The organism is Salipaludibacillus sp. CF4.18 (assembly GCF_051262595.1).
In the GTDB taxonomy this organism is placed as follows: Bacteria; Bacillota; Bacilli; order Bacillales; family Salisediminibacteriaceae; genus Salipaludibacillus; species Salipaludibacillus neizhouensis.
This window is the reverse complement of sequence record NZ_JBIMEV010000008.1, coordinates 1-24571: the sequence shown is the minus strand read 5'-3', so window position 1 is coordinate 24571 and position 24571 is coordinate 1. Positions and strand designations below refer to the sequence as shown.

Below are 24571 nucleotides of genomic sequence, written 5' to 3'. Positions count from 1 at the left end.
TTTTTGAAAGGAGTATTTGCTAGTATTTTTATAGATGGAATAAGACAGGAGGTTAACAAATGCCGAATAATGCTATATATAAGGAAGAGCAACAGAAATTGCATGACGCAAGAGAGCGCTTCATTACAGAAATAGCTAAAAATATTCATTTATACAATATAAATTCATCAGTTGGCAGATTATACGGAACGGTGTTCTTTGCAGAAAAACCAATGACATTAGATGACATGAGTTCCTCCCTAGGTATGAGTAAGACAAGTATGAGTACAGGAATTCGGGCTTTGACAGATGCGAATATGGTTGAAAGGGTTTGGGAAAAGGGAATTCGCAAAGATCTTTATAAAACAGAAGACGATTGGTACAAATCTTTTTCGAACGTATTTATTACACGATGGAGAAACTCAACAGAATTGAATATGCGTGCAATAAAAGAAACAAAGGAAAATATGGAAGAACTTTTAGATAAATCAGAGAACAATGACATAATCAACTCCGCTGAACTAGATCTTGAAAAACTAAATGGAGCTGAAGCTTATTATGAATGGCTGACTGATGTGATATCGTTATTTGAAACAGATGAAATATTTAAGATTATACCGAAACGTTCATGACTTAGGTTGTTCATTAACGTCACCAATATTCAGAAATAAAATTTTCCCATAATTAAACGAACGTTAGCTTGATGCTCGTCAAATTTGATGAGAGGCATCAAGCTATTTTTTGTTATAATGAGGGAGTTCAAACAAATAGGAAAGTTTTTGTTGAAATTTAACGTAAAGGAATGAAATAACATGATTGGCAAGTGGCTGTGATTTTATTAATTATTGGATTTATTGGAGCGAGTATATTCTGGGCATGGGCACTTCTAACTGGATAACTATTCATCAGATAATCTATTTTCTTAGAATTATTCGTCGACTTTTATGTAACAAAAACGAATAGATAACGTCAATTATAGTTGCAAGGGGAGGGAATCAAGTGAGGTCGGAGTTTGATCGTTTATATACTGCTTATCACCATCAGCTTTTCCAGTATCTTTTCTATATGGTCAGGAATAGAGAAGTGGCAGAGGATTTAGTCCAAGAAGTATATATTAAAGTACTTCACTCTTTTGAAACCTTTGAAGGCAAAAGTTCGGAAAAAACATGGCTCTATTCCGTAGCTAAACATGTTGGAATAGATTGGATCCGTAAGCAGTCACGAAAGAAACGCAAATGGGAAGGCAAAGAGTATGAATGGAGTGAGCGGGAATTTGAAATAAAGGATCAGAGTCCACTCCCGGAAGAAGTTCTGCTCCAGAAAGATGAAGTACAACAAGTTTATCGTGTATTGAAAACTTGTACAGAAGATCAACAACAAGTAGTATTACTGCGATATGTTCAGTCTTTATCGATATCAGAGACTGCCGATATATTGGGTTGGACGGAAAGTAAAGTGAAAACAACCCAGCACAGAGCGATTAAAACCCTTCAAAAAAACCTAGAAGAGGTCGAGGAGACCTTGGAAGTAAAGGAGGCAAAGAAGTGAGCAAAAATAACTGGAATGAAAAAGATATTGAAAAGACGTTGTCGAACTTGCCTTCTGTTAAGGATAAACAATCCAAAGATGAGTTATTCCAAGCAATTGAAAAACGATCGGAAGAAGTCTCTCTTTCCAGAGCTGCTAATAAACGAAAAAAATCATGGTTGTTTCCTGCACTGGGCAGTGTAGCCGCTATTTTTATTATCTTATTAGTCATTCCTTCCTTTATAAATAATAACTCGCAAATGTCGATGGATGAAGCAAACGATTCTGCTGAGAATATGGAATCTTCTTCTGCTGACAATGCGGAAAACGAAGCGAACTTGTATTCTGATGATAGTGGGAATGAAACGCAAGAGAGCAGTATTGGTACAGAAAGTCAAAGCTCTCCTAGAAATGATGAAAATGCATCTAGTAATAATGAAGCTAGTCAAGAGAACAATTCATCGGTGGATGTTCGGAGCGAACCAAATTCCAGCGTATCAATTGAGGAAGAAGAATCGGTCCAAATAGAAGATCTTACACCTTCCGAGTTTATAGCGAAGATTATCCCGGTGGAAGAAAGTGATTTTTCAGATGAGATTGCAGTGCTGCATCCAACTGAAATAGATCACACCTCTACGGAGGAGCTTCTCGCGACCTCTTTGAAGGCGAGTGACCCAACGATTAGAAGTGAAATGGAAAATATAACCGAGGTAAGTCTTGACGAACAGTTGCAGGACTCTGTTCATTTAAACTTTCAAGAGGATCATAACTTAGAAAGCTTAACATCTTCGGAACATCAAGGACTTGGTTTAATATTTCAGGAACTGTTTACTATTTATGGGATTGATGAAGTTGAATTAAGTGTAGAGGGTGAACCCGGTATTATGTTTGGTCAACAGGGAGAAGTAGAAAGCCTGCAAATCGATTTATTTAACAGAGGTTATTATTCCTATGAAAAGGATGGAGAAGTATATTTAGTAAGTGCACGGATAGTAGGTGAGCAAATGCGTTCCGATTCTGGAAATGCACTTACTTATCGAGAGACGGTTGAAAGAATGGCTGCAATGCCAGATGAACACTTCTATACTTCCCCTGTTCCTGACTTTGTCGAAGTGGTTAACTTTAGGTTTGATGATAAGTTTGTAGAAGTTATATATGAGACAGAGGGGCCCGAGACGGAAGAAAGTCAATTGGATGAAATGAGTACTTTTTACGATTCGTTGATTTTAACTGCAGAACCATTCTCTCTAGATACATTACACATTACTAACGAAACCACAGGAGAAACAAAAGAAGTTGATTTAAATTAAGTTTATATGAAGTAGATGGTAAGGGGTGACCTGAAATTCCCCCTCTCCACCATCTCATAAAAAATATTTAGGGATGTATCAAAAGGTCTTTTAAGACATTTTGATACATCCTTTTTTGCAAAATAAGAGATTGTTGTTTGGAAGAATCCGCGAGACTCCGGTGGAAGAATAATCCAAGTGAGACCCCGCAGAGCGTTCGTAATCTCGAGGAGGCTCGCAGATCATCCACGGAAAGCGAGCGGTAATTCTTCCACACAAACTTTTGTGATAACAAAAGCAATGAAATAAAAAAGAAGACACACTAAGTTTTTTAAAGATGTCATAACATCCGATAACCAGCCTTTCCCGGGAAATAAATGTAGAATGTTGTAAGTACGTTCTATGGACTAGCTAGTAGCGCATAAACTTAAACTTCACGCGCAACCAGTAAAAACTTCTTCAGACGATATTGAAGGCTTTGCCGACTGAGGCCCAAATCTTTGGCTGCTTTCGTAACATTTCCACGGTGGTGCCTTAATGTCCGTTCTAACAGGTCTTTTTCTACCCTATCCATGTTTTCTTGTAAGGTTCCTGTGATAGCCGTGTGACTTGGAGACGTGTTTTCCTTTTCGGGTTCCGGTGAGGGCTTTTCCAAAGAATGAAATTTGGTTCTCATGTGCATTGGCAAGTGGCTATAATCTATTTCTTCATCAAAATGAATTAAATTCATTGCACCTTCGACCATATGTTCAAGCTCTCTTACATTTCCAGGCCAGTCATGCTCTAGGAATAAGTGGAGAACCTCTTCGGACATGCCAGGCACTCTTAGTTGGAATCGTTGATTATATTTATCGATAAAATGTTCGATGAGAACAGGAATATCTTCTTTCCTTTGTCGAAGAGGTGGAACAAGAATACTAACGACACTTAATCGATAGTATAAATCTTGTCGAAGATGATTTTTTTCGATGGAAATGAGAGGATCCTCATTTACGGTAGCGATTATCCGAACATCTATCGACCGGTCTTTTGTGTCCCCGATACGCCGAATTGTTTTTTCCTGGATGGCCCGTAATAACTTGGCTTGCAGGGAAGCGCTTAATGAATTTATCTCATCGAGCATGAGTGTCCCGCCATCTGCTTGTTCAAATAACCCGATATGACCGATAGCGCCGGTAAATGCGCCTTTTACAGAACCAAATAGAATCCCTTCAATCAGAGAATCTGGGAGAGCAGCACAGTTTTGGCTAATGAAAGGACGAGAAACACGCTCACTTCCATTATGGATGCTCTGTGTAAATAGTTCTTTTCCGGTACCCGTTTCCCCGTAGACAAGAACAGAGGAGCTTGTTTTCGTCGCATGTTTGGCATTTTCAATAACTGCCTTTAATGACTGACTATTACCAATAATTTGGTCGAAGGTAAATCGTGCATCCTTTTTCTCACGGGAGTTTTCTCTTGTTAATTGTTCAAGCTTTGTAATGTCCTTCGCTACTTCCACTGCCCCGATAATGTTATCACCATCAACCAAAGGAAATGTATCATTTATAGTCGTTATTTCCTGACCTTTAAAATTAAAATAGGATTGTTTGGCATTTTTTAAATCTGCGCCTTTATTCAATGCTTGCAAAAGACGACTTTCATCTTCATTGTTAAACAGAAATATATCCATTATTTTCTTCCTGAGTACTTCATCTTTGTCCATATCTTCTATTTCGGACATTTTTTGATTGTAGATGACAGATACACCTTCTTTGTTAATCACATGAATTCCCATGTCGATGGCATCTAATAACTGGCGGTATACAGGTTGCAGGAACGGGAAATTTGTATCTTTCAAAATAACATCACCCCCACTTTCTCTTTTATTTTACAAGGAATAGTCCCAATAGTGCAAATATTTGTGGCGGTAAGGTGCAAAATTATTTTTCAGTGCAAATTTATTATGCTTATTGAAGTAATTATTTGCTTGAATTGCCGGTTTTTTAAAAGTTGGCATGATTATTGCATATTATCTTTGTGTAGAATATTTTAATAATTTTAATGAAGGAGTGGATTGTTCATGGTAGTACCTTATAAGCACGAGCCGTTTACGGATTTTACGATGGAAGAGAACCGTAAAGAATACGAAGAGGCATTGAATTATGTTAAAGGGGAACTAGGTAAAGAATATCCTCTCATTATTAATGGAGAAAAAATATTTACAGATGATAAAACGGTATCGGAGAACCCAGGGAATAAAAAAGAAGTGATAGGCTATGTCTCAAAGTGTAGCCAAGAGCTTGCAGAGAAAGCAATGCAAGCAGCAGATACAGCTTTTCAAACTTGGAAAAAATGGGATCCGGCAGCGAGAGCGAATATTCTTTTCCGTGCTTCTGGAATGATCCGTCGAAGAAAGCATGAATTCTCAGCTTGGTTAACATATGAAGCGGGAAAACCTTGGAAAGAGGCAGATGCAGATACAGCGGAAGCTATTGACTTTTTAGAGTATTATGCACGGCAAATGTTGCGTTTAAAAGATGGCGTAGAAATAAATTCCAGAGAAGTAGAAAACAACACATTTAACTATATTCCACTAGGTGTCGGTATTGCGATCTCGCCTTGGAACTTTGCTTTTGCGATCATGGCGGGAACAACAGTAGGACCAATGGTTGCAGGAAATACGATGTTATTAAAGCCAGCAAAAACAACACCGGTTATTGCCTATAAATTTATGGAAGTTTTACTAGAAGCCGGCTTACCAGACGGTGTTGTAAATTATATACCTGGTAGCAGTGCAGAGATGGGTGATTATGTAGTGGACCATCCTCGAACTCGATTCATTAACTTTACCGGTTCTAAAAAAGTAGGGCTTCATATTGCTGAACGAGCTGCTAAAGTGCAAGAAGGACAAATTTGGATGAAGCGTGTCATTGCGGAGATGGGTGGAAAAGATACGATCATCGTCGATAACACAGCAGATCTTGAATTAGCTGCAGAGGCGATCACATATTCTGCATTTGGATTCTCAGGACAAAAGTGTTCCGCGTGTTCAAGAGCTATTATCCATGAGGATGTATATGATGAAGTACTAGATAAAGTAGTTAATAGAACGAAAGAATTAACGGTAGGTGCAACGTTTAACGATAACTCGAAGTTTATGGGTCCAGTCAATGACCAAGCCGCGTTTGATAAGGTCTTGGATTACATTGAGATTGGTAAAAAAGAAGGAAAACTCATGACAGGCGGCAATGGCGATAATTCAGAAGGATATTTTATTCAACCGACTGTCTTTGCAGATTTGGATCCTAAATCACGAATCATGCAAGAAGAAATCTTTGGCCCTGTCGTCGGATTTTCAAAGGCAAAAGACTTTGATGAGTTAATCGATATTGCCAACAATACAGAATATGGCTTAACAGGAGCAGTCATTTCTGATAATCGGGAACATTTAGAACAGGCTCGCCAGGACTTCCATGTCGGAAACCTTTATTTCAATCGTGGTTGCACAGCGGCAATTGTAGGTTATCACCCGTTTGGTGGATTTAATATGTCCGGTACAGATTCCAAAGCAGGCGGACCAGATTATCTATTAAACTTCCTTCAGCCTAAAACTGTTTCTGACATGTTTTAAGAGGTGAGTCAAAAAGATGATGCTGTTTGTTCAGAGATAAGAATGTATAAATTGACAGCTATCTTTACGCCACACGTATCAAGGGAAACCCACCTCCTTTCGAGTAGCACCTACTAGCAATTCATACGTGCTACTCGGGGTGGCTAAAGATCACGCTGTATTTAATAAAAGACGCTATGCGTTTTTCTTATCCTTTTTAACCTCTATTAGACAAAAGTCAGAAGGAGGCAATAACATGACAAGATCTACAGACATCATGGACGTGACAGAAAAGTATGGGGCAAGAAATTATCATCCTCTTCCCATCGTTATTTCTAAAGCTGAGGGAGTATGGGTGGAAGATCCTGAAGGGAACCGCTATATCGATATGCTTAGCGCGTATTCCGCAGTTAACCAGGGACACCGGCATCCAAAGATTATTCAAGCTTTAAAGGATCAGGCAGATCGAATCACGCTAACATCACGGGCGTTTCATAATGATCAGTTAGGTCCGTTTTTTAAAAAGGTATCTTCATTAACGAATAAAGATATGATTCTTCCAATGAATACGGGCGCCGAAGCGGTGGAAACAGCTGTTAAAGCTGTTCGCCGCTGGGCATATCGCGTAAAAGGAGTAGAAAAGGATAAAGCGGAAGTGATCGTTTGTGAGGACAATTTTCACGGACGAACGATGACAGCTGTCTCCTTATCTTCCAGCGAAGATAATCGAAAAGATTTTGGACCAATGTTACCTGGGATTAAAATTATTCCTTATGGCGATATTGAAGCATTAAAATCTGTGATTACTTCAAACACAGCTGCATTTTTATTTGAGCCGATACAAGGTGAAGCAGGGATTAATATTCCGCCTGAAGGATTTCTAAAGGAAGCCTATGATGTGTGTAAAGAAAATAATGTTCTGTACGTGGCGGATGAAATTCAATGCGGGCTTGCCAGGACTGGTAAAATGTTTGCGTGCGATTGGGAAAATGTCGAACCTGATATGTATATTTTAGGCAAAGCACTTGGGGGTGGCGTTATGCCGATCTCGGTGGTGTGTGCAAATGAAAGTATACTAGGTGTTTTTGAACCTGGCTCTCATGGATCAACCTTTGGTGGCAACCCTTTAGCAAGCGCCGTGTCCATTGCAGCACTAGACGTAATTGAGGAAGAAAACTTAGCCGAAAGATCTTTGAAAATGGGAACCTATTTCAAAGAGCAATTAAAAGCGATTCGTAATCCGAAGATCCAAGAAGTAAGAGGAAAAGGGTTATTTATCGGCGTAGAATTATCAGAACCAGCGCGTTCATACTGTGAGAAATTGAAAGAAAAAGGCTTACTCTGTAAAGAAACGCATGAAAACGTCATTCGATTTGCTCCGCCGCTAGTTATATCCCAAGAAGATTTAGATTGGGCGATTGAACAAATTAGAGACGTGCTATCGGTTTAGGGTCTAAAACCCGGAAGAATAACAAACCGAGAAAGAAAGTATAACAGTTTCTATATTGATTAAACATGAATTATCATGATTAAGAGAGGGGTTTAGTCGAGATGATTACTAGAAGTTTTTTCCTGTTCTTATCCCAGAATAAATTTGTGAAGAATCGTGCAACAAAATGGGGACCGAAGCTTGGAGCTAAAACAGTCATTGCTGGTGAAACAATTAATGAAGCAATGAAAACGGTTCGGGAGTTAAATGAAAAGGGATTAGCTGCAACAGTCGACCATTTAGGCGAATTTGTTAACAATAGTGAAGAAGCCATTGAATCTATGGAATACTGTGTAAAAACATTGGATGCAATAGCAGAGTCTGGTGTAGATTGTAATTTATCTCTTAAACTCACTTCTCTTGGTCTTGATATTGATCGAAATTTGTGTAGAGACAATATGATTAGAATTTTAGAAATAGCGCAAGGGCATGGAAACTTTATCAGAATAGACATGGAAGATTATTCGCACCTCGATGCGACACTAGACCTTTTGCAGGAATTGCGTCAACAATTTAGCAATGTAGGAACCGCGATTCAAGGATACTTGTATCGTTCAGAAAACGATATTCGATTGTTAGAAGGAATAAATTTGAGACTCATTAAAGGGGCGTACAAGGAGGCTCCTGATGTTGCGTATCAACAAAAAGAAGAAGTAGACCAAAATTATTTAAATATCATTAAATCTCATATGTTAAATGGCAGTTACGCTGCAGTTGCAACACATGATCACCAAATCATTGATAAAGTAAAGGCATTTACCAAAGAAAATAACATTGGTAAAGACGAATTTGAATTTCAAATGCTTTATGGATTTCGTACGCAACTTCAAACAGATATTGCAAGTGAAGGTTACAAGATGCGAGTTTATGTTCCGTTCGGGGAAGACTGGTATGCCTACTTTATGCGTCGCTTAGCGGAAAGGCCGCAAAATGTAAGTTTTGCAATTCGTGGATTGCTATCAAAATAACTCAAATCTTTAAGCGGTTAAAAGAGTTATAAAAAAGTTGTTCAAAAAGGTTTGGATGAAAACCTTTTTGAACAACTTTTGCTGTTTTATAAACTTTTATAAAATTGGTCGTAGTATTAGAAAGCGTCGACTTCTAGCTGGTTCGAGTGCCAGTCTGTACTAATTAAAACCGTAATTCATAAGAGGTTTGCAAAAACTATATTTTATTAGATAAGAAAATGCATGAGACTTGTTGCTATCCCGAAATATATTAATAACGAGAAGATGTCATTTAAGGTGGTAATTAATGGCCCGGAAGCAACGGCAGGATCAAGCCCTACACGATAGAGAATTAATGGAATAATAGTTCCGGCCATAGTGCCAATTAATATTGTGGCAATTAAAGAGACGCCAACCACGATGCCGAACATAAATGATTGCCAAGCCATAGCCACGAGAAATACTAAAAGCCCACATACTAATCCTATAATAATTCCTACTTTGAATTCACGCCAAACGAGTTTCGTAACTGTCTTGCGATCAATATCATTTGTTACAAGGCCACGCACCACAACTGCTAAAGATTGAGTTCCTGTGTTTCCTGTCATACCAGCAATCATCGGCATAAAAAATATAAGTGCAACGACTTGATCCAATGTATTTTCAAACGAATCCAGGATCCCTCCGGAAACCAAACCAATAAATAATAATAGGATGAGCCAAGGCAAGCGCCGGTAAGCAGCAACACTGGCCGCTGTTTGAAAATCGATGTCTTTACCTGAAGCGGATAGCTTTTCAATATCTTCCTGAGCCTCATCATGAATGACATCGATGACATCATCGACAGTGACAATTCCTTTAAGGGCTTCCTTCTCGTCGACTACCGGAACAGCGAGGAAGTCATACCTTTGTATTAATTGAGCGACGTCTTCTTGGTCTGTGTCAAGAGAGACGGAGAGTACTCGATTAAACATAATATCATGGATTTTCTCATCCATATCGGCTAGCAGTAAGTCCCGATAAGACACTACTCCAACTAATTTTTTCTCCTCATCAATGACATACAGGTAATAAATATTACGAGTGATCTCAGCAAAACTCTTAAATTTTTCGACCGCATCTCGAACCGTGTAATAATCACGGAGCCATACAAACTCGCTCGTCATGATCCCCCCGGCCGTTTCTGGTTCGTAACTCATTAATTGTTGAACTGCTTGAGATTCGTCCTGTTGCATTGCTGCTAGGTATTCCTCTAACTCTTCTTCTGAAATCTCACTTAAAAGGTCAGCCAAGTCATCATTATCCATGATATCCATGATTTTTGAAGACTTCTCAATGCCTAACTTCAATAAAACTTCTTTTTGCATATCCGGCTCTAATTCCATCATTAAAGCAGCGATGTGTTTTGTGCTTAAGTATGTAAGGAATTTAAAATGATGTTTTTCAGGTAATGCCCGGTATAATTCAGCGAAGTCATATGGGTGGAGTTCTTCTACCATTTCCTTGAACGTTTCTTTACTGCTATCTTTTAAATATTTGATTGTGAGTACCGTTAGTTTGTCTGTCTCCATGAAAGGTCCTCCTTTTTGACGGCAATTAGTGCTGTCTAAAAAACTATACCCTATTTCGGGGGTTAATATGAAGGGAATTTCAAAAAAAGACTCAACTGGCTAAGATATTTTGCCATTTGAGTCTTTTTTAACAGATAAGAAAGTATAAAATGACAGCTATCTTTACGCCACACGCATCTAGGGAAGTTCGCTTCCTTTCGAGTAGAAAACCTACACGCACTAAGTAGGTGCTACTCGGGGGTGGCTTTAAAGATCACGCTGTATTTAATAAAAGACGCTTTGCATTTTTCTTAATAGACTCTCGCCGTTCTAAAATAGTACTTAAAGTAGGAATGTCGAGACGAGATAAAAAAAGAGAATCATTCCCGCCACACCTATTACAGTCATAAAAATGATGTTTTTCTTTCTTTTTTCGCGGTTTGCCCAACGGTTCGGATCGAATCCAACGTTACTGTTATCGTGAACATTCTGAGAAGAACGATTCCTTGAAGGCAGGTTCATTAAAAATATCGGACCTAAAGCAGCACCGGAGATAAGGCCGAAAATATGAGCAAGTATATTGATTCCCGGGTTAATAAAGGTCATGACGACACCAATTACGAGTACAGTCAAAATGAGCTGAGAATTTGCTTTATCAATGAGATCTTTCCGGTAAAATACCATGTATAGATAAACACCGAATAATCCGTATATAGCTCCTGAAGCCCCTAAATGAACGCCATATGGATTTCCTAAATAGAGATAGGCTATATTTGCAAGTATGCCGGTAGCTAGATAGAAAGTCAGGAAGCGGCTTCTGCCGAACATTATTTCCAGAGCTGGTCCAAATAAAATTAAGGCAAACGAATTAAACGCCATGTGCATGAGACCCCCATGAAGAAAAATAGGTGTAACAAGTCTCCAGTATTCGCCCATTGCTATCGCAATGTTTTGACCTACTCCAAGCATACGGATTTCTTCGCCACCTAAGAATGGAAATAAATCCGTCCAAATATAGAAAAATATATTAATTGCTACCAATGCAGTGATTACTTTATAAGATCTAATAAAACCTCCGAATGTTTCATTACGTATAAACATTTTCTCGTACTCCTTCACGTAAGGATAAGTTCATGAAAATAGCTTCGCATGTTTTCTCATTCTATCATATGACTGTTTTCCAAGACTATTATTTGTATATTATAACTAGCATCAGGTTTAAGAAGAGTGGAATGAATGGTAAAAGGAGAGTATGCTTAATTGAAGTGAAATAGGAAGGTGATCCCCATGATAATTGGAACCGGAATAGACATCGTTGAAATTCAAAGAATTAAAGATACATACAGAAGAAAACCAGCTTTTGCAAAAAGAATCTTAACGAATCATGAATTCGAAACCTTTGCTTCCTTATCTGAAAAAAGAAAGATTGAATTTTTAGCAGGAAGGTTTGCAGTTAAAGAAGCATACAGCAAAGCTCTTGGCTGTGGCATTGGAAAAGAACTGTCATTTCAAGATATTGAGATCCGTTCCGAGGAAAGAGGGAAACCTTGTATCTATGCAAGAGGAAAAGCAAAAGAGCAAGGGGTGCACGTGTCAATAACACATACAAGAGAATATGCTGCAGCTCAAGTAATTATCGAAAGTATACATTAGTCTGAGGACAAGTTTGCATATTGTGAAGGACGACCTCATATAGTGATAATGCGGATAGGGAGGGACAGACATGTACGTGGTAACGGGTGGTGAAATGCACCAAATTGATCGCTATACCATGGAGCAGATCGGTTTAAGTGAAGAAATGTTGATGGAGAACGCTGGTCAGGTATTTAAAGAAAAAATTCTTTCACTGATTCAAGCAAATGAAAAAATCATTGTTTTTATTGGTGCGGGAAATAATGGCGGAGATGGATTTGTTATTTCACGGCTTTTGTTGGAAAGAGGCTGCGATGTCAAAGTGTGGGTCATTCCTTCTGAGAATCGTATTCGTGGTACAGCTTGCAAACATAAGGATATTTATAAAAAATGTGGATATTCCTTTCAGCACTGGCAAGGGAAAGAAGGTCTTGCAGAAAAAGATCTTTCAGAAGCTACGCTGGTGGTTGATGCTTTGCTGGGCACGGGAATCGAAGGTCCTTTAAAGGAACCTTATGGGGAAGTAATTTCCTTGATCAATTCAGCCAAGAAGCGGGTTATTTCGGTGGACATTCCTAGTGGGATTCCAAATGGCGGCGATGAAGAGAGTAGAGGCATTTTAGCTAGTGAAACATATACTCTTCAAGCACCTAAACTAAGTGCTTTCACCTTTCCGTCTGCCGAGAATTATGGCCAGCTTCATGTATTAGATATCGGAATCCCGTCCCGATCCTTTCGAAAGGCCGGTATTAAACGAGAACTGATTACTGCGCATACAGTGAAAGATACTCTGCCTGTAAGAGAAACGAATAGTCATAAAGGAAGGACAGGGAGGGCGCTTGTTATTGCAGGCAGCGAATCCATGCCTGGGGCTGCCGTTCTTACAGCTAATGCTTGTTTGCGTGCAGGAGCAGGGTTATTGTCTTTAGCGATACCGCAGTCAATACAAGCCATCGTTGCCTCTCAATCAACAGAGTCTACGTTCATATTACTGGAAAATACAAAGGGAAGTATTTCTCTAAATGCTTTCTCTGACGCGATCTCCTTTAACAATTTTCATGGAGTAGCTATTGGTCCAGGATTGGGGAGAACGAACAGTTATCCACTGTTTAAAACTCTACAGCCTTATTCAGGGTTAGTTGTGATTGATGCTGATGGTCTTTATCATCTTTCACAGGAACTTCCATTATGGAGAAGCAAGCAAAGACAAGGGGCAACTATCATTACTCCACATCCAGGTGAAATGGCGATGCTGACTGGTTTGTCAGTAGCAGAAGTTGAGCAAAACAGATTTGAAGTTTCCAAATCTTTTGCAAAAACATATCAGATGTATGTCGTTTTAAAAGGACCCTATACGATTATTACCACACCAGATGGTTATCAATATGTGAACACAACTGGTAATGCATCGTTAGCCAAAGGTGGTAGTGGAGATGTGTTGACGGGAATCATTTTAGGTTTTCTCCTCCAACACAGGTCAATTCAAGATGCTCTTTGTAATGCTGTATATGTGCATGGAATAACTGCGGATAGGTTAATGGAGAACTCAGATACATTTAGTGTAGTCGCAACAGATTTGATAGATACTTTACCGATCGTGCTCCGATCAGCCCGTTACTAACGCATGATATAACCCTCCTTTGTCGTCGAAATGACACAAAGGGGTTGAGTATATGAAAAAAATCATTTCCTTATTCATTATTGCTATCGCCCTCGTCAGTATTCTTACTGCTTGCGGAGAAAAGAGTCAAGAGGACGTGATTGCTTCTTTAGAGAGTACGTTAGAGGATTTAACCGGGTATAAAACAAAGGCTACAATGACTTTGCAAACTGGTGAGGAACCTCAAGTATATGAAGTGGAAGTCTGGTATCAAAGCCCGTCATCCTATCGAGTGGCATTAAATCACGCTGAGAAAGATCAAAGTCAAATTATCTTAAGGAATGAAGAAGGTGTTTTTGTATTAACGCCTGCTCTTAATAAAAGCTTTCGATTCCAAAGTGATTGGCCTGAAAACAACAGCCAAGCATATCTTTATGAGTCTTTGATTAATGATATATTAATGGATCCGGAAAGAACGTTTACTGCTACAGAAGATAACTACACGTTCCAGACAAATACGACCTATTCAAATAAAAATTTAAATAAGCAGGAAATCACGTTGGACAAAAAAGAGTTAACGCCGAGTTCAGTAAAAGTAATGGATGCAGAATTATCCGTACTAGTAGATGTCACTTTCGAAGATTTTCAGAAAAATGCCACATTTTCAGAAAGTGACTTTGACATGGACCGTAATATGACTGGTGCCCAGTTAAAATCTGATGTACCAACAATGTCAGATGGGGAAGAAACAGAGGAAGAAGAGGGTGCCGATGATTTCACTGTTTTCTATCCAATGTATGAACCTCAGGGTACTAGTTTTGCCGATTCAGAAGAAGTACAGTCAGATGATGGGAAACGGGTAGTCTTGAATTTTGAAGGTGACCAGCCATTTAGACTTATTCAACAGCAAAGCGATGTCGTTGAAGCCAGTACTGCCATTAGTGTATCAAATGGTGAGCCTATTGATTTAGGTTTCACAGTTGGTACGTTAACGGAGGACGAAGAGACAAAAACAGTTTCGTGGTCCTATGAAGGAACCGACTTTTTCCTAGTCTCAGAAACACTGGAAAAAGAAGATATCGTCTCTGTTGCCAGAAGTGTCTATGGAACGGAAGAGAAATAAGATAAGTTAAAAAGCACATGGGAGGAAGTTACCTCTCATGTGCTTTTTTGCTTTCTGTGGCAAATCGTAGATGACATAAATAGAAATACTGTGTACGATAATAATAGTTGAAAGCTGTTTTTCGTAAACGTTGTTGTTTTTTGAAAAGGTGCTTGCAGAAGCGTCCACCTAGAGCAAATTAAAGTAGGATCTCCTTGTTCTAGTTAAAACAACAACATTTTAGCAAACATCCTGACTGTAAGAAAGCTATTCGGAATGATGGAAACTGGAGGAATTATGATGGCTAATTTAGATTCGTATTACAGAGATACTTGGGTAGAAGTAGACTTAAATGCTATTTCCGAAAATGTAAGACATATAAAAGCAGGGTTGCCGGAAAATGTAGAAGTGATGGCGATCGTAAAAGCAAATGGCTACGGTCATGGTGCTGTTGACGTGGCAAAAGAGGCACTATCAGCTGGAGCGACCTATTTAGGGGTTGCCATACTAGATGAAGCAATTGCACTGAGGCAAGCTGGGATAGATGCTAGAGTGATGGTACTCGGATATGTGCGTCCGGAAGATGTCAGCGTTGCACTGAAATATAATATTACCTTGACTGTTTTCCAAGCAGACTGGATTGATAAAGCTATTACATTTCTTCCTTCTGAAAATGATGATTCGAAAGTGAAATGTCATATCAAAATGGATTCGGGAATGGGGAGAATTGGTTTAAGAACGAGGGAAGAAGCGGATAGTATTATCCAATCCCTACAGAGTTCTGACAGATTTGTGGTGGAAGGTGTATTTACTCATTTAGCTACTGCAGACGAAGTTGAAACGGAGTATTTTGAGAAACAACAAAGGCGATTCGCAGAAATGATCACCTATTTTGAAAAAAGTTATGGTCAGGAGATTCCGCTTAAACATTGTGCAAACAGTGCTACAGCATTAAGATTTACGGATCAATGCTATAACATTGTAAGGTTGGGGATTGCAATGTACGGATTAGCCCCGTCGGAAGAAATGAAAGAGTTGATAAAGGTGCCATTAAAAGAAGCTTTTTCATTACATAGTAAACTTACTCATGTGAAGAAGCTGGAAAAAGGGGAAGGCGTAAGTTACGGGGTTACTTATGAAACAAATGGTGAAGAATGGATTGCAACGATTCCAATAGGCTATGCGGATGGATGGATAAGAGCGAATCAATCTGGGAATGTTCTTGTTAATGGAAGAAGAGCAAAGATTGTGGGCAGAATATGTATGGATCAAATGATGGTCGTATTGGAAGAACCTTTACCACCGGGAACAAAGGTGACGATAATTGGGAAAGATCATAATGATTTTATCTCCGTAACGGAAGTTGCTAAGAGACTTGATACGATCAGCTATGAGATTCCATGTATGATAAGTTACCGAGTTCCGAGAGTTATCAAGAAAAATAATGTTATCCTGAATGTTAATAACCGAGTTGTTTAAAAGGTAACAGGAAAACAGCTTAATTCAATAAGCTAGTATCCAATTTTTTCACGTGATTAATCCGGAAAATGACTAGACCGAAGCGGGAATGCTGTGCTAATCTTAATATAAATGACGAATATTCGGATTTAATTTTAGGAAAAGAAGGTTTTTAACGAAAATTGCCGAATTTGTTAAGAGGATTATGAAATATCACTTTGCATTGCAACTAGGCAAGTGATATGATAATAATGGATTAAAAAGTGATCGAGAGCTTCGTGGAGGTGTCTTTGTGTCTATGGATAACACAAAAAAGATAATGGTCAGTTTGCCGCAACATTTAGTTAGTGAATTAGATGCTTTAACTGAGGGTGATAATATCAATCGCAGCGAAGTAATTCAAAGAGCAACGAAGATCTATGTTCAGGAGCAGAAGAAACAACAAATTCGTGAAACGATGCAACAGGGATACGCAGAGATGGCTAAGATTAACTTGAACATCGCTACCGAATCCTTTTTAGCTGAAGAGGAGGCTGAAAGCACGTTGGATCGATTAGTTAGTGGGGTGTAAGGGATTGATTGTAAAACGCGGTGACGTTTATTTTGCAGATCTTTCACCCGTGGTCGGATCCGAGCAGGGTGGGGTGAGGCCTGTGTTAATTATTCAGAATGATATTGGTAACCGATTTAGTCCAACAGTCATCATTGCAGCTATTACAGCACAGATACAAAAGGCCAAACTTCCTACTCATGTTGAAATTGATGCGAAACGATACGGTTTTGATCGAGATTCAGTTATCTTACTAGAGCAGGTCCGGACCATTGATAAACAACGTCTTACAGACAAAATAACACATCTAGATGATGATATGATGTTAAAAGTGAATGACGCCTTGAACATTAGTATAGGCTTGATTGACTTTTAGATATCATAGCAGGAGCTACTTTTTTTGAGAAAGTAGCTTTTTTGCGTCCAATTCTCATTATTTATGGTACTATACTATGAGATAAAGCGGCTTAAATGCTAGCACATAGATTGCAATCTATGTCAAAAAATGAAATAATGAAGAGGGCAACTATGACTTGAAGTGGGGGAAGACTGGATGAATTCAGTGATCAAAGATATAGTTTTAGAACACAAAGAAGATATTACAGACAGCTGGCTTATAGAAATCCGTAAATTTAGATCCGACGATATGCTACAAAATATTTCAGATAAAATGTATGAAAATACGAACCGCGAATTCGCCAATAATCTCATCTTAACAGTCCAAAAGACGGACGAAGAATTAGAGCATGACGAACTAATACAATTTGCCGAGAAGTTAATTCAAATTGGTTGGCCGTTGAACTATATAACAAGAGGTTTACAAGAATTTAGAAAAGCGTGCGTTGAAATAATATCCAAGAGAGAAGAGAACTCTCAAAATAATCTTGAATTTTTCAAGAAAATAGAGGACTGGATCGATGATATTGTGAACTTGCTTGTGACTCAGTATTCCGGATCTTGGGAAAACACAGTATTTTTACAAAAAATGGCTTTAAAAGAACTTTCCGCCCCCTTAATTCCTGTTTTTGAAAACATCAGTGTCATGCCATTGATAGGTACAATCGATACTGAACGAGCAAAGTTAATTATGGAAAACCTATTGGAAGGTGTTATTGAGCACCGTTCTCAAGTAGTCTTAATTGATATAACCGGGGTGCCGGTCGTTGATACGATGGTAGCACATCACATCATTCAAGCATCAGAAGCTGTTCGGCTAGTTGGTGCTAAGTGTATACTTGTGGGAATCAGACCTGAGATTGCACAAACAATTGTTAATCTGGGTATTGATTTAGGGAAATTCCCTACTAAAAGTACATTGAAAAAAGGTATTGAGTCAGCACTTGAGCTAACACAGAGAGAGATAGTTGAACTGAAGAAATAAGGAGGAACTGGTTTTGCGAATTCCGATATTGAAATTGCATGATTATTTACTTATCTCAGTGCAAGTGGAGCTGGATGATCAAACTGCACTCCAGTTCCAGGAAGACGTACTGGAAAAGATACACGAAGAAGGCTCAAGAGGAGTAGTTATTGACTTAACCTCAGTAGATATGATAGATTCCTTTATTGCAAAAGTATTAGGCGATGTAGTAGATATGTCGAATTTAATGGGTGCTAGAGTAGTATTGACTGGGATTCAACCAGCTGTTGCGATTACACTTATCGATATGGGAATAGTATTAGACGATGTTCCAACTGCACTAGACCTTGAGCAAGGGTTGGATAGACTCCAACTCGAATTGGAGGATTGATCATATGCAAGTCCAAACCCATGTAGACATCCATAGTGAGTGGGGAATAGTCGCTGCAAGACAAGCAGGACGTAAACTTGCTCGTGAAATCGGGTTTGGTTCCGTGGATCAAGCACGAATCACAACTGCGATTTCCGAACTTGCCAGAAATATATATTTATATGCTAATAAAGGACAAATACAAATAGAAGAAGCCACTTCAGCAGGGAAACGTGGTATTAAGATTATTGCTACTGATCAAGGTCCTGGGATTAAAGAGATTCGACGTGTAATGGAAGACGGTTTTACGACGTCTGGAGGATTAGGAGCGGGACTTCCTGGTGTGAAGCGCTTGATGGATGATTTCGACATCGATTCTGAATTGAAAGTTGGAACAACCATTACAGCTATTAAGTGGCTTCGTTAGGGGAGGGCTTTGTTTGGAAGATACGAAGTTGTCAATGTATCAATTATATAAAGAAATGCTCACGAAATACCTAGATAACAAAAGTGAACATGCGCTTTATCATGCCCAGCAATTCAGTAAACAAATGATGGAAAAAGATATGTCTCCTGAAGAAACAGTGAGTTTGCATATGTCCGTTTTCCAGGAAATTGCTGATGATCTACCTGAAGAAGTAGTTGATTCTTTTGATATTTTGCTTGAGGTAATGATTGGTTATGGTTTAGCTTACCGCGAACATCAAAGCCTACGTGACAAGCAAAGACAACTGGATTCGGAACTGACGGTGGCGGCAAGAATGCAGAAATCGCTGTTACCTTCAGAGGAAATCACACTTGACTCAGTGGACTTTGGAGTAATTAGTGTTCCAGCGGGAAAAATGAGTGGAGACTATTATCATTATGCTCATGACGAGCATGAAAATGTAGGAGTGGCAGTAGCTGATGTTATTGGAAAAGGTATTCCGGCAGCAATGTCCATGTCGATGATTAAGTACGCAATGGACACACTTCCAGAACAACGCCTTCAGCCTGGTGCGCTGTTAGAAAACTTGAACCGTGTTGTGGAAAGAAATATTGATGATGATATGTTTATTACAATGATGTACGGATTTTATGACCCTAGAAATTACAGGTTTAATTATGCAAGCGCAGGCCATGAACCTGGGTTTATTTATCATGAAGAGAGTGATAAATTTGAAAACCTTGATGCAAGAGGACTTGTTCTAGGTGTTTCCAAAAACGTCACTTATCGAGATTACGAAGTTACGATGAATGTTGGTGATTTTGTCGTGCTGTTATCAGATGGTGTCACAGAATGTCGAGTTGATGGAGAATTTATTGAGCGAGACCAAATTATTCAGATGATACGTGATTATAAACATATGCCTGCACAAAAAATAGTAGATAGAATCTTTTATGATTTAGAGAGAGCACAGGAATTCCAACTAAGGGATGATTTTACACTTTTAATTTTGCGTAGAAAGGTTTAAAGCTAGTTAATAAGTGGTATCTAAATAAAGATGAAGACATGCAAGTATTTCTAGGAGGGAACGGAATGAATTTAGATATACAACTACAAGAGGGACCACAAAGAAATGTCGTTCTTTTATCGGGTGAAGTCGATGTTTATACAGCCTCTAAATTAAAAGAAACGTTAAATCCTTTGGCAGAACAGGAAAACAAAGAATTAGTCGTGGATTTGTCGGGTATCGATTACATTGACAGTACAGGACTTGGCATATTTATTGGTGCATTAAAAACAACTGAAAAATCTAACAGTACATTGAAACTAATTGGATTGAATGAACGTGTGAAAAAATTATTTGAAATCACTGGTTTGAATGAAGTGATTGATATTCAAGCAAATGATGCAAGGGAGGATGCATAGGATGGCTATTTCTGATTTCGTTGAAATGAAATTACCGGCCAAGCCAGAGTATGTTGGAGTTGCTCGATTGACTGCTTCAGGTGTAGCAAATCGATTAGGATATTCTTATGATGATATTGAAGATATTAAGATTGCTGTAGCTGAAGCGTGTACAAATGTTGTGAACCATGCCTATGAAAAGGGGCAAGACGATGATTTTATGCACCTAAATTTTGGGATTTACGACGATCGATTAGAGCTCACTATTGCGGACCAAGGTGGAAAAATTGATATCGATAAACTCGTTCGGGAGCGTGGTCCAATCGACAGTTCTCAATCCATTCAAGATTTACAGGAGGGAGGCCTCGGGCTTTTCTTAATTGAAACATTAATGGATAAAGTGGAATACAAAGGAGATTCAGGTGTCATGATTATCATGACAAAGTTCCTGCAGAAAGATGAGGTGGAACAGCGTGACGACGGAATCTCAGAAGAGGTCTCAAAGCAATAAAGAAAAAAATAAAGAAAAAGTTTTAGCTTGGATTAAAGAATTTCAAGAAACAGGTGATGATGAGTTACAGACGAAACTTGTGCTTGAATACCAAAATCTCGTTAATGCTTTAGCCAGAAAATTTTCACGCGGTCAACGTCATGATGAAGACTTGACGCAAGTAGGTATGATCGGACTTTTAGCAGCGCTTCGAAGGTTTGACCCTGAATTTGGAAGAAGTTTTGAATCCTTTGCTGTGCCTACAATTGTCGGCGAAATTAAAAGGTTTATTCGAGATAAAACCTGGAGTGTTCACGTACCTAGGCGTATTAAAGAATTGGGTCCAAAAATAAAAGGCGCTGTAGAAGAGCTCACTAGAACTCTGCAACGATCACCAAAGGTCGATGAAATTGCAGAATACATAGGAGTTTCTGAAGAAGAAATTTTGGAAACGATGGAAATGGGGAAAAGTTATCAAGCCCTTTCTGTGGACAGATCTATCGAAGCTGATGATGAAGGCAGCGCGGTAACATTGTTGGATTTAGTCGGATCCACAGAGGACGGATACGAACAAACGGATCAGCAATTGTTACTCGAAAAGGCTTTTGTAGTACTTACAGAGCGTGAAAAAGAAATCTTACAACTCACATATTTTGAAAACTTGAGTCAAAAAGAAACAGGAGAAAAGCTGGGGATTTCTCAGATGCACGTGTCTCGTCTTCAACGAAGGGCCTTGCAAAAGTTGAGAGAATCTATCCGTATTGAACCTACGGAGGCTTTCTAATGATTGAAAATCAACGATTAAAACATGTCGATATTAGCGTTTACCATGAAGCTAAAAAGGGCAATTGGTGCTCAGGTGATGCATTTTACACAATAGAGACAGATGATTATATATTATGTGCCGTTGCAGATGGTTTAGGCAGTGGGGAGCAAGCGATGGAAGCTGCTTCTGCGGCAATGACCGAGATTAAGAATAATCATGATATGGATATTGAAACGATTATGGATCGTAGCAACAAGGTTTTATTTGGAACTCGTGGTGTGGTGTTAACGATATTAAAGTTGGACATTCAGGCAGAAATAATCGAATACAGTAATGTCGGAAATATCACATGTACTTTTTATCGACCTTCGGGAGAATTAGTTCGACCCGTTCCTTCCAGAGGTTACTTATGTGGGAAAAAGAAGACATTTAAAACGGAGCGAATTCCTTACGAGAAAGATTTGATCTTTTTTCTATACTCAGATGGTTTAATTTTTGATGCAAAATACCATTCTATATTTTCTTCGAAAGATTCGCCCACTTTAATAATTGAGCGATTCATTAATGTAATAAAAAGTTCTAATGACGATACGACGTTGCTCGTTGGTAAAGTAATCCAATAAATACTACAATAAACCGAGTCCTCGAAGTTAATTCGTTGACTGGGTTTTTTGTAGTTGAAACAAGAGAGTTGCTATATGTTTTGTTGCTTTGCTAAACCTATGGTGGTTTCTGGCAGCTTGAATAAGTATAATTTATATGTGTGATTAGTTATTAATGTGAAAAATAGTGGAATGTGTGGAAATGATGGAGGCGATGAGACCGTGGAATGGAGCAATCAGCAAGCTGAGATTCTCGTTCATGTAACTAAAACGATGAAGCTAAAGGAAAACAGTGTAAAAAGTGTTATAGAAATGTCTGAGGAAGGAAATACAGTTCCGTTTATAGCCAGATACCGCAAAGAAATGACCGGTGGGTTAGACGAAGAGCAAATAAGAGGAATTCTGGAATCTTGGGAATACGGCACTTCTCTCGCAAAAAGAAAAGAGGAAGTCGTTCGTCTAATTGAAGAACAAGGTAAGTTGACTCCTGAACTTCAAACGGGAATTATGAAAGCATCGAAATTACAAGAAGTAGAAGATCTTTATCGGCCTTATAAACAGAAACGCCGTACAAAAGCAACGATAGCTAAGGAAAAAGGATTAGAGCCATTTGCACAATGGTTATTTTCGCTCCCTGCAAGTGGCGATATTAACCAAGAGGCTTCTTCTTATATTGATGTGGAGAAGGAAGTACATACGGAAGAAGATGTGATTCAAGGGGCGAAAGATATAATAAGTGAGTACTTGTCGGATGATGCGAAGGTTCGTCAACAAATACGTCAGATGACATTTAATGACGGGGAAATTATTGCTGAGAAAAAGACGAAGGCAGAAGATGAGAAAGCTATTTTCGAAAACTATTATGACTACTCAGAATCAGTCAAAAAAATAGTCCCGCACCGAGTTTTAGCATTAAACAGAGGTGAAAAAGAAGATGTACTCAGAGTATCCATTGATGCACCGGTAGAAAGAATTATCACTTGGCTCGAGCGTTATGTATTGAATGGAAAGCACACGGTAGCAAAAGACATCTTGTTTGAAGCGCTAGAGGATGGTTACAAACGACTGATAGAGCCTTCAATCGAGCGTGATATTAGAAAAGAAGTGAACGAAAAAGCAGAAGAACAAGCCATTCATATTTTTTCGGAAAACCTCCGCAATCTTTTACTGCAACCACCGTTGAAAGGAAGAGTTGTTTTAGGAGTGGACCCTGCGTTCAGGACGGGCTGCAAACTCTCCGTTGTTGATGAAATAGGGAAAATGCTTGAAGTGGATGTAATCTATCCTACACAACCTTGGAATAAAGTCGAGGATGCAAAGGTAAAGGTTAAGAAATTAATAGCAAAACATAACGTGGAAATGATTGCAGTAGGTAACGGAACGGCTTCCAGGGAAACGGAACAATTTATTGCGGAAGTTCTAAGAGAGGTAGAAGGAGATGTGTACTACCTGATTGTCAATGAAGCTGGCGCCAGTGTTTACTCTGCATCTAAACTGGCAAAGGAGGAATTTCCATCGCTTCAGGTGGAAGAACGAAGTGCAGTTTCCATCGCCAGACGTATTCAAGATCCTTTAGCTGAACTTGTTAAAATAGATCCAAAGTCAGTTGGAGTAGGACAGTATCAGCATGACGTTACTCAATCGAGACTTAACGACAGTTTAACGTTTGTTGTTGAGACAGTAGTAAACAAAGTCGGTGTGAATGTTAACACGGCATCAGTATCACTTCTTCAATATGTCTCCGGCTTGTCGAAAAGTGTTGCCAACAATATCGTGAAACAAAGAGAAGAAGCAGGGAAATTCACCACTCGCACACAGCTGAAAAAGGTTCCGAGACTCGGGGCGAAAACATATGAACAAAGTGTCGGATTTATGAGAATTATTGATGGAGAACAACCACTCGATCGAACGTCTATCCACCCGGAAAGCTATCCGGTCACGAAAAAGATAATGAAAGAATTAAATATATCGCAGGAAGACTTAGGAACGGAAACAGCAAAAGAAAAGCTTTCGAATCTCCATGTCAGAGAAATTGCTGAGCGGTATGAAATAGGTGTACCAACGTTGCAGGATATATTTGATGCACTTTCCAGTCCAGGAAGAGATCCTCGTGACGATGTGCAAAAACCATTGTTGAAAAAAGATATATTATCCATGGGTGATCTCTCGAAAGGATTGGAATTAGAAGGAACAGTAAGGAATGTCGTTGATTTCGGTGCCTTCGTAGATATTGGAGTGAAGCAAGATGGCTTAGTTCATATTTCCAAGCTAGCTAACCGTTTCATTAAGCATCCGATGGAAGTTGTTTCCGTAGGAGATGTTGTAACGGTCTGGGTAGATGAAGTGGATGAAAAGAAAGGTAGAATTGCTTTAACAATGCTTCAAGAAAAAGAGTAGTTAATTTATGTAAAAAAGATCACTCCTAAGAATAAAAGGA

General features: G+C 38.9%; 24 protein-coding genes. 21 read left to right on the top strand and 3 right to left on the bottom strand.

The window, feature by feature from the left end; all coding sequences use genetic code 11:
- Window positions 1-59: 59 nt before the first annotated feature.
- From ACHABW_RS07480 to ACHABW_RS07470, 3 genes are all read left to right on the top strand, one after another.
- Window positions 60-611, top strand: a complete 552-nt coding sequence (locus ACHABW_RS07480; RefSeq protein WP_435754740.1) for a GbsR/MarR family transcriptional regulator — start codon at window positions 60-62, stop codon at window positions 609-611.
- A 367-nt stretch (window positions 612-978) separates the two neighbouring features.
- Window positions 979-1527 carry an RNA polymerase sigma factor SigX gene (sigX, locus tag ACHABW_RS07475; protein WP_110939301.1) on the top strand — a complete coding sequence of 183 codons (549 nt, stop codon included), beginning with the start codon at window positions 979-981 and terminating at the stop codon, window positions 1525-1527.
- Complete coding sequence (locus tag ACHABW_RS07470) at window positions 1524-2816, top strand: hypothetical protein (RefSeq protein ID WP_435754739.1); 1293 nt, start codon at window positions 1524-1526, stop codon at window positions 2814-2816. Before sigX ends, ACHABW_RS07470 begins: the two co-directional genes overlap by 4 nt.
- Window positions 2817-3222: 406 nt before the next feature.
- Here the strand turns inward: ACHABW_RS07470 and ACHABW_RS07465 are convergent, their stop codons facing one another.
- On the bottom strand, window positions 3223-4638 hold the full coding sequence (locus ACHABW_RS07465) for a sigma-54 interaction domain-containing protein (protein ID WP_435754830.1): 1416 nt from the start codon (window positions 4636-4638) through the stop codon (window positions 3223-3225).
- A gap of 219 nt (window positions 4639-4857) precedes the next feature.
- On the opposite strand from ACHABW_RS07465, the gene pruA reads away from it, so the two are divergent.
- From pruA to ACHABW_RS07450, 3 genes are all read left to right on the top strand, one after another.
- A complete protein-coding gene (gene pruA / locus ACHABW_RS07460; protein ID WP_435754738.1) occupies window positions 4858-6408 on the top strand; it encodes an L-glutamate gamma-semialdehyde dehydrogenase in 1551 nt (516 codons plus the stop codon).
- Between the two features lie 235 nt (window positions 6409-6643).
- Entirely contained in the window at window positions 6644-7837 is a 1194-nt protein-coding gene (locus tag ACHABW_RS07455; protein WP_435754737.1) for an ornithine--oxo-acid transaminase, read from the top strand.
- A gap of 101 nt (window positions 7838-7938) precedes the next feature.
- Window positions 7939-8844: a proline dehydrogenase family protein gene (locus ACHABW_RS07450; RefSeq protein WP_435754736.1), complete on the top strand. Its 906-nt coding sequence runs from the start codon at window positions 7939-7941 to the stop codon at window positions 8842-8844.
- 206 nt (window positions 8845-9050) lie between these two features.
- On the opposite strand, the gene mgtE is transcribed toward ACHABW_RS07450, so the two are convergent.
- A complete protein-coding gene (gene mgtE / locus ACHABW_RS07445) occupies window positions 9051-10394 on the bottom strand; it encodes a magnesium transporter (protein WP_435754735.1) in 1344 nt (447 codons plus the stop codon).
- A gap of 321 nt (window positions 10395-10715) precedes the next feature.
- On the bottom strand, window positions 10716-11474 hold the full coding sequence (locus tag ACHABW_RS07440; protein ID WP_435754734.1) for a rhomboid family intramembrane serine protease: 759 nt from the start codon (window positions 11472-11474) through the stop codon (window positions 10716-10718).
- Window positions 11475-11660: 186 nt separating this feature from the next.
- On the opposite strand from ACHABW_RS07440, the gene acpS reads away from it, so the two are divergent.
- From acpS to ACHABW_RS07365, 15 genes are all read left to right on the top strand, one after another.
- Entirely contained in the window at window positions 11661-12026 is a 366-nt protein-coding gene (gene acpS, locus ACHABW_RS07435) for a holo-ACP synthase (protein WP_435754733.1), read from the top strand.
- Between the two features lie 70 nt (window positions 12027-12096).
- A complete protein-coding gene (locus tag ACHABW_RS07430; RefSeq protein WP_435754732.1) occupies window positions 12097-13626 on the top strand; it encodes an NAD(P)H-hydrate dehydratase in 1530 nt (509 codons plus the stop codon).
- A 52-nt stretch (window positions 13627-13678) separates the two neighbouring features.
- Window positions 13679-14728 (top strand): LolA family protein, encoded by a 1050-nt coding sequence (locus ACHABW_RS07425; protein WP_110939288.1) that lies wholly within the window; start codon window positions 13679-13681, stop codon window positions 14726-14728.
- Between the two features lie 255 nt (window positions 14729-14983).
- Entirely contained in the window at window positions 14984-16186 is a 1203-nt protein-coding gene (gene alr, locus ACHABW_RS07420) for an alanine racemase (protein ID WP_435754731.1), read from the top strand.
- A gap of 277 nt (window positions 16187-16463) precedes the next feature.
- A complete protein-coding gene (locus tag ACHABW_RS07415; RefSeq protein WP_183041223.1) occupies window positions 16464-16736 on the top strand; it encodes a CopG family ribbon-helix-helix protein in 273 nt (90 codons plus the stop codon).
- Window positions 16737-16740: 4 nt separating this feature from the next.
- Entirely contained in the window at window positions 16741-17091 is a 351-nt protein-coding gene (locus tag ACHABW_RS07410; protein WP_110939323.1) for a type II toxin-antitoxin system PemK/MazF family toxin, read from the top strand.
- A gap of 177 nt (window positions 17092-17268) precedes the next feature.
- Complete coding sequence (locus ACHABW_RS07405; protein ID WP_435754730.1) at window positions 17269-18096, top strand: RsbT co-antagonist protein RsbRA; 828 nt, start codon at window positions 17269-17271, stop codon at window positions 18094-18096.
- A gap of 13 nt (window positions 18097-18109) precedes the next feature.
- A complete protein-coding gene (locus ACHABW_RS07400) occupies window positions 18110-18466 on the top strand; it encodes an STAS domain-containing protein (protein WP_110939284.1) in 357 nt (118 codons plus the stop codon).
- 4 nt (window positions 18467-18470) lie between these two features.
- Window positions 18471-18872 (top strand): anti-sigma regulatory factor, encoded by a 402-nt coding sequence (locus tag ACHABW_RS07395; protein ID WP_110939283.1) that lies wholly within the window; start codon window positions 18471-18473, stop codon window positions 18870-18872.
- A gap of 13 nt (window positions 18873-18885) precedes the next feature.
- Window positions 18886-19899 carry a PP2C family protein-serine/threonine phosphatase gene (locus ACHABW_RS07390; RefSeq protein WP_435754729.1) on the top strand — a complete coding sequence of 338 codons (1014 nt, stop codon included), beginning with the start codon at window positions 18886-18888 and terminating at the stop codon, window positions 19897-19899.
- Between the two features lie 65 nt (window positions 19900-19964).
- Window positions 19965-20297: an STAS domain-containing protein gene (locus ACHABW_RS07385; protein ID WP_435754728.1), complete on the top strand. Its 333-nt coding sequence runs from the start codon at window positions 19965-19967 to the stop codon at window positions 20295-20297.
- A 1-nt stretch (window position 20298) separates the two neighbouring features.
- Window positions 20299-20787 carry an anti-sigma B factor RsbW gene (gene rsbW, locus ACHABW_RS07380; RefSeq protein ID WP_435754727.1) on the top strand — a complete coding sequence of 163 codons (489 nt, stop codon included), beginning with the start codon at window positions 20299-20301 and terminating at the stop codon, window positions 20785-20787.
- Window positions 20750-21550, top strand: a complete 801-nt coding sequence (gene sigB, locus ACHABW_RS07375; protein WP_435754726.1) for an RNA polymerase sigma factor SigB — start codon at window positions 20750-20752, stop codon at window positions 21548-21550. Before rsbW ends, sigB begins: the two co-directional genes overlap by 38 nt.
- Window positions 21550-22155, top strand: coding sequence for a PP2C family serine/threonine-protein phosphatase (locus ACHABW_RS07370; RefSeq protein WP_435754725.1), 606 nt, complete (start codon window positions 21550-21552; stop codon window positions 22153-22155). The genes sigB and ACHABW_RS07370 overlap by 1 nt, the downstream gene beginning before the upstream one ends.
- Window positions 22156-22326: 171 nt before the next feature.
- Window positions 22327-24531 carry a Tex family protein gene (locus tag ACHABW_RS07365; protein WP_435754829.1) on the top strand — a complete coding sequence of 735 codons (2205 nt, stop codon included), beginning with the start codon at window positions 22327-22329 and terminating at the stop codon, window positions 24529-24531.
- Window positions 24532-24571: the final 40 nt, after the last annotated feature.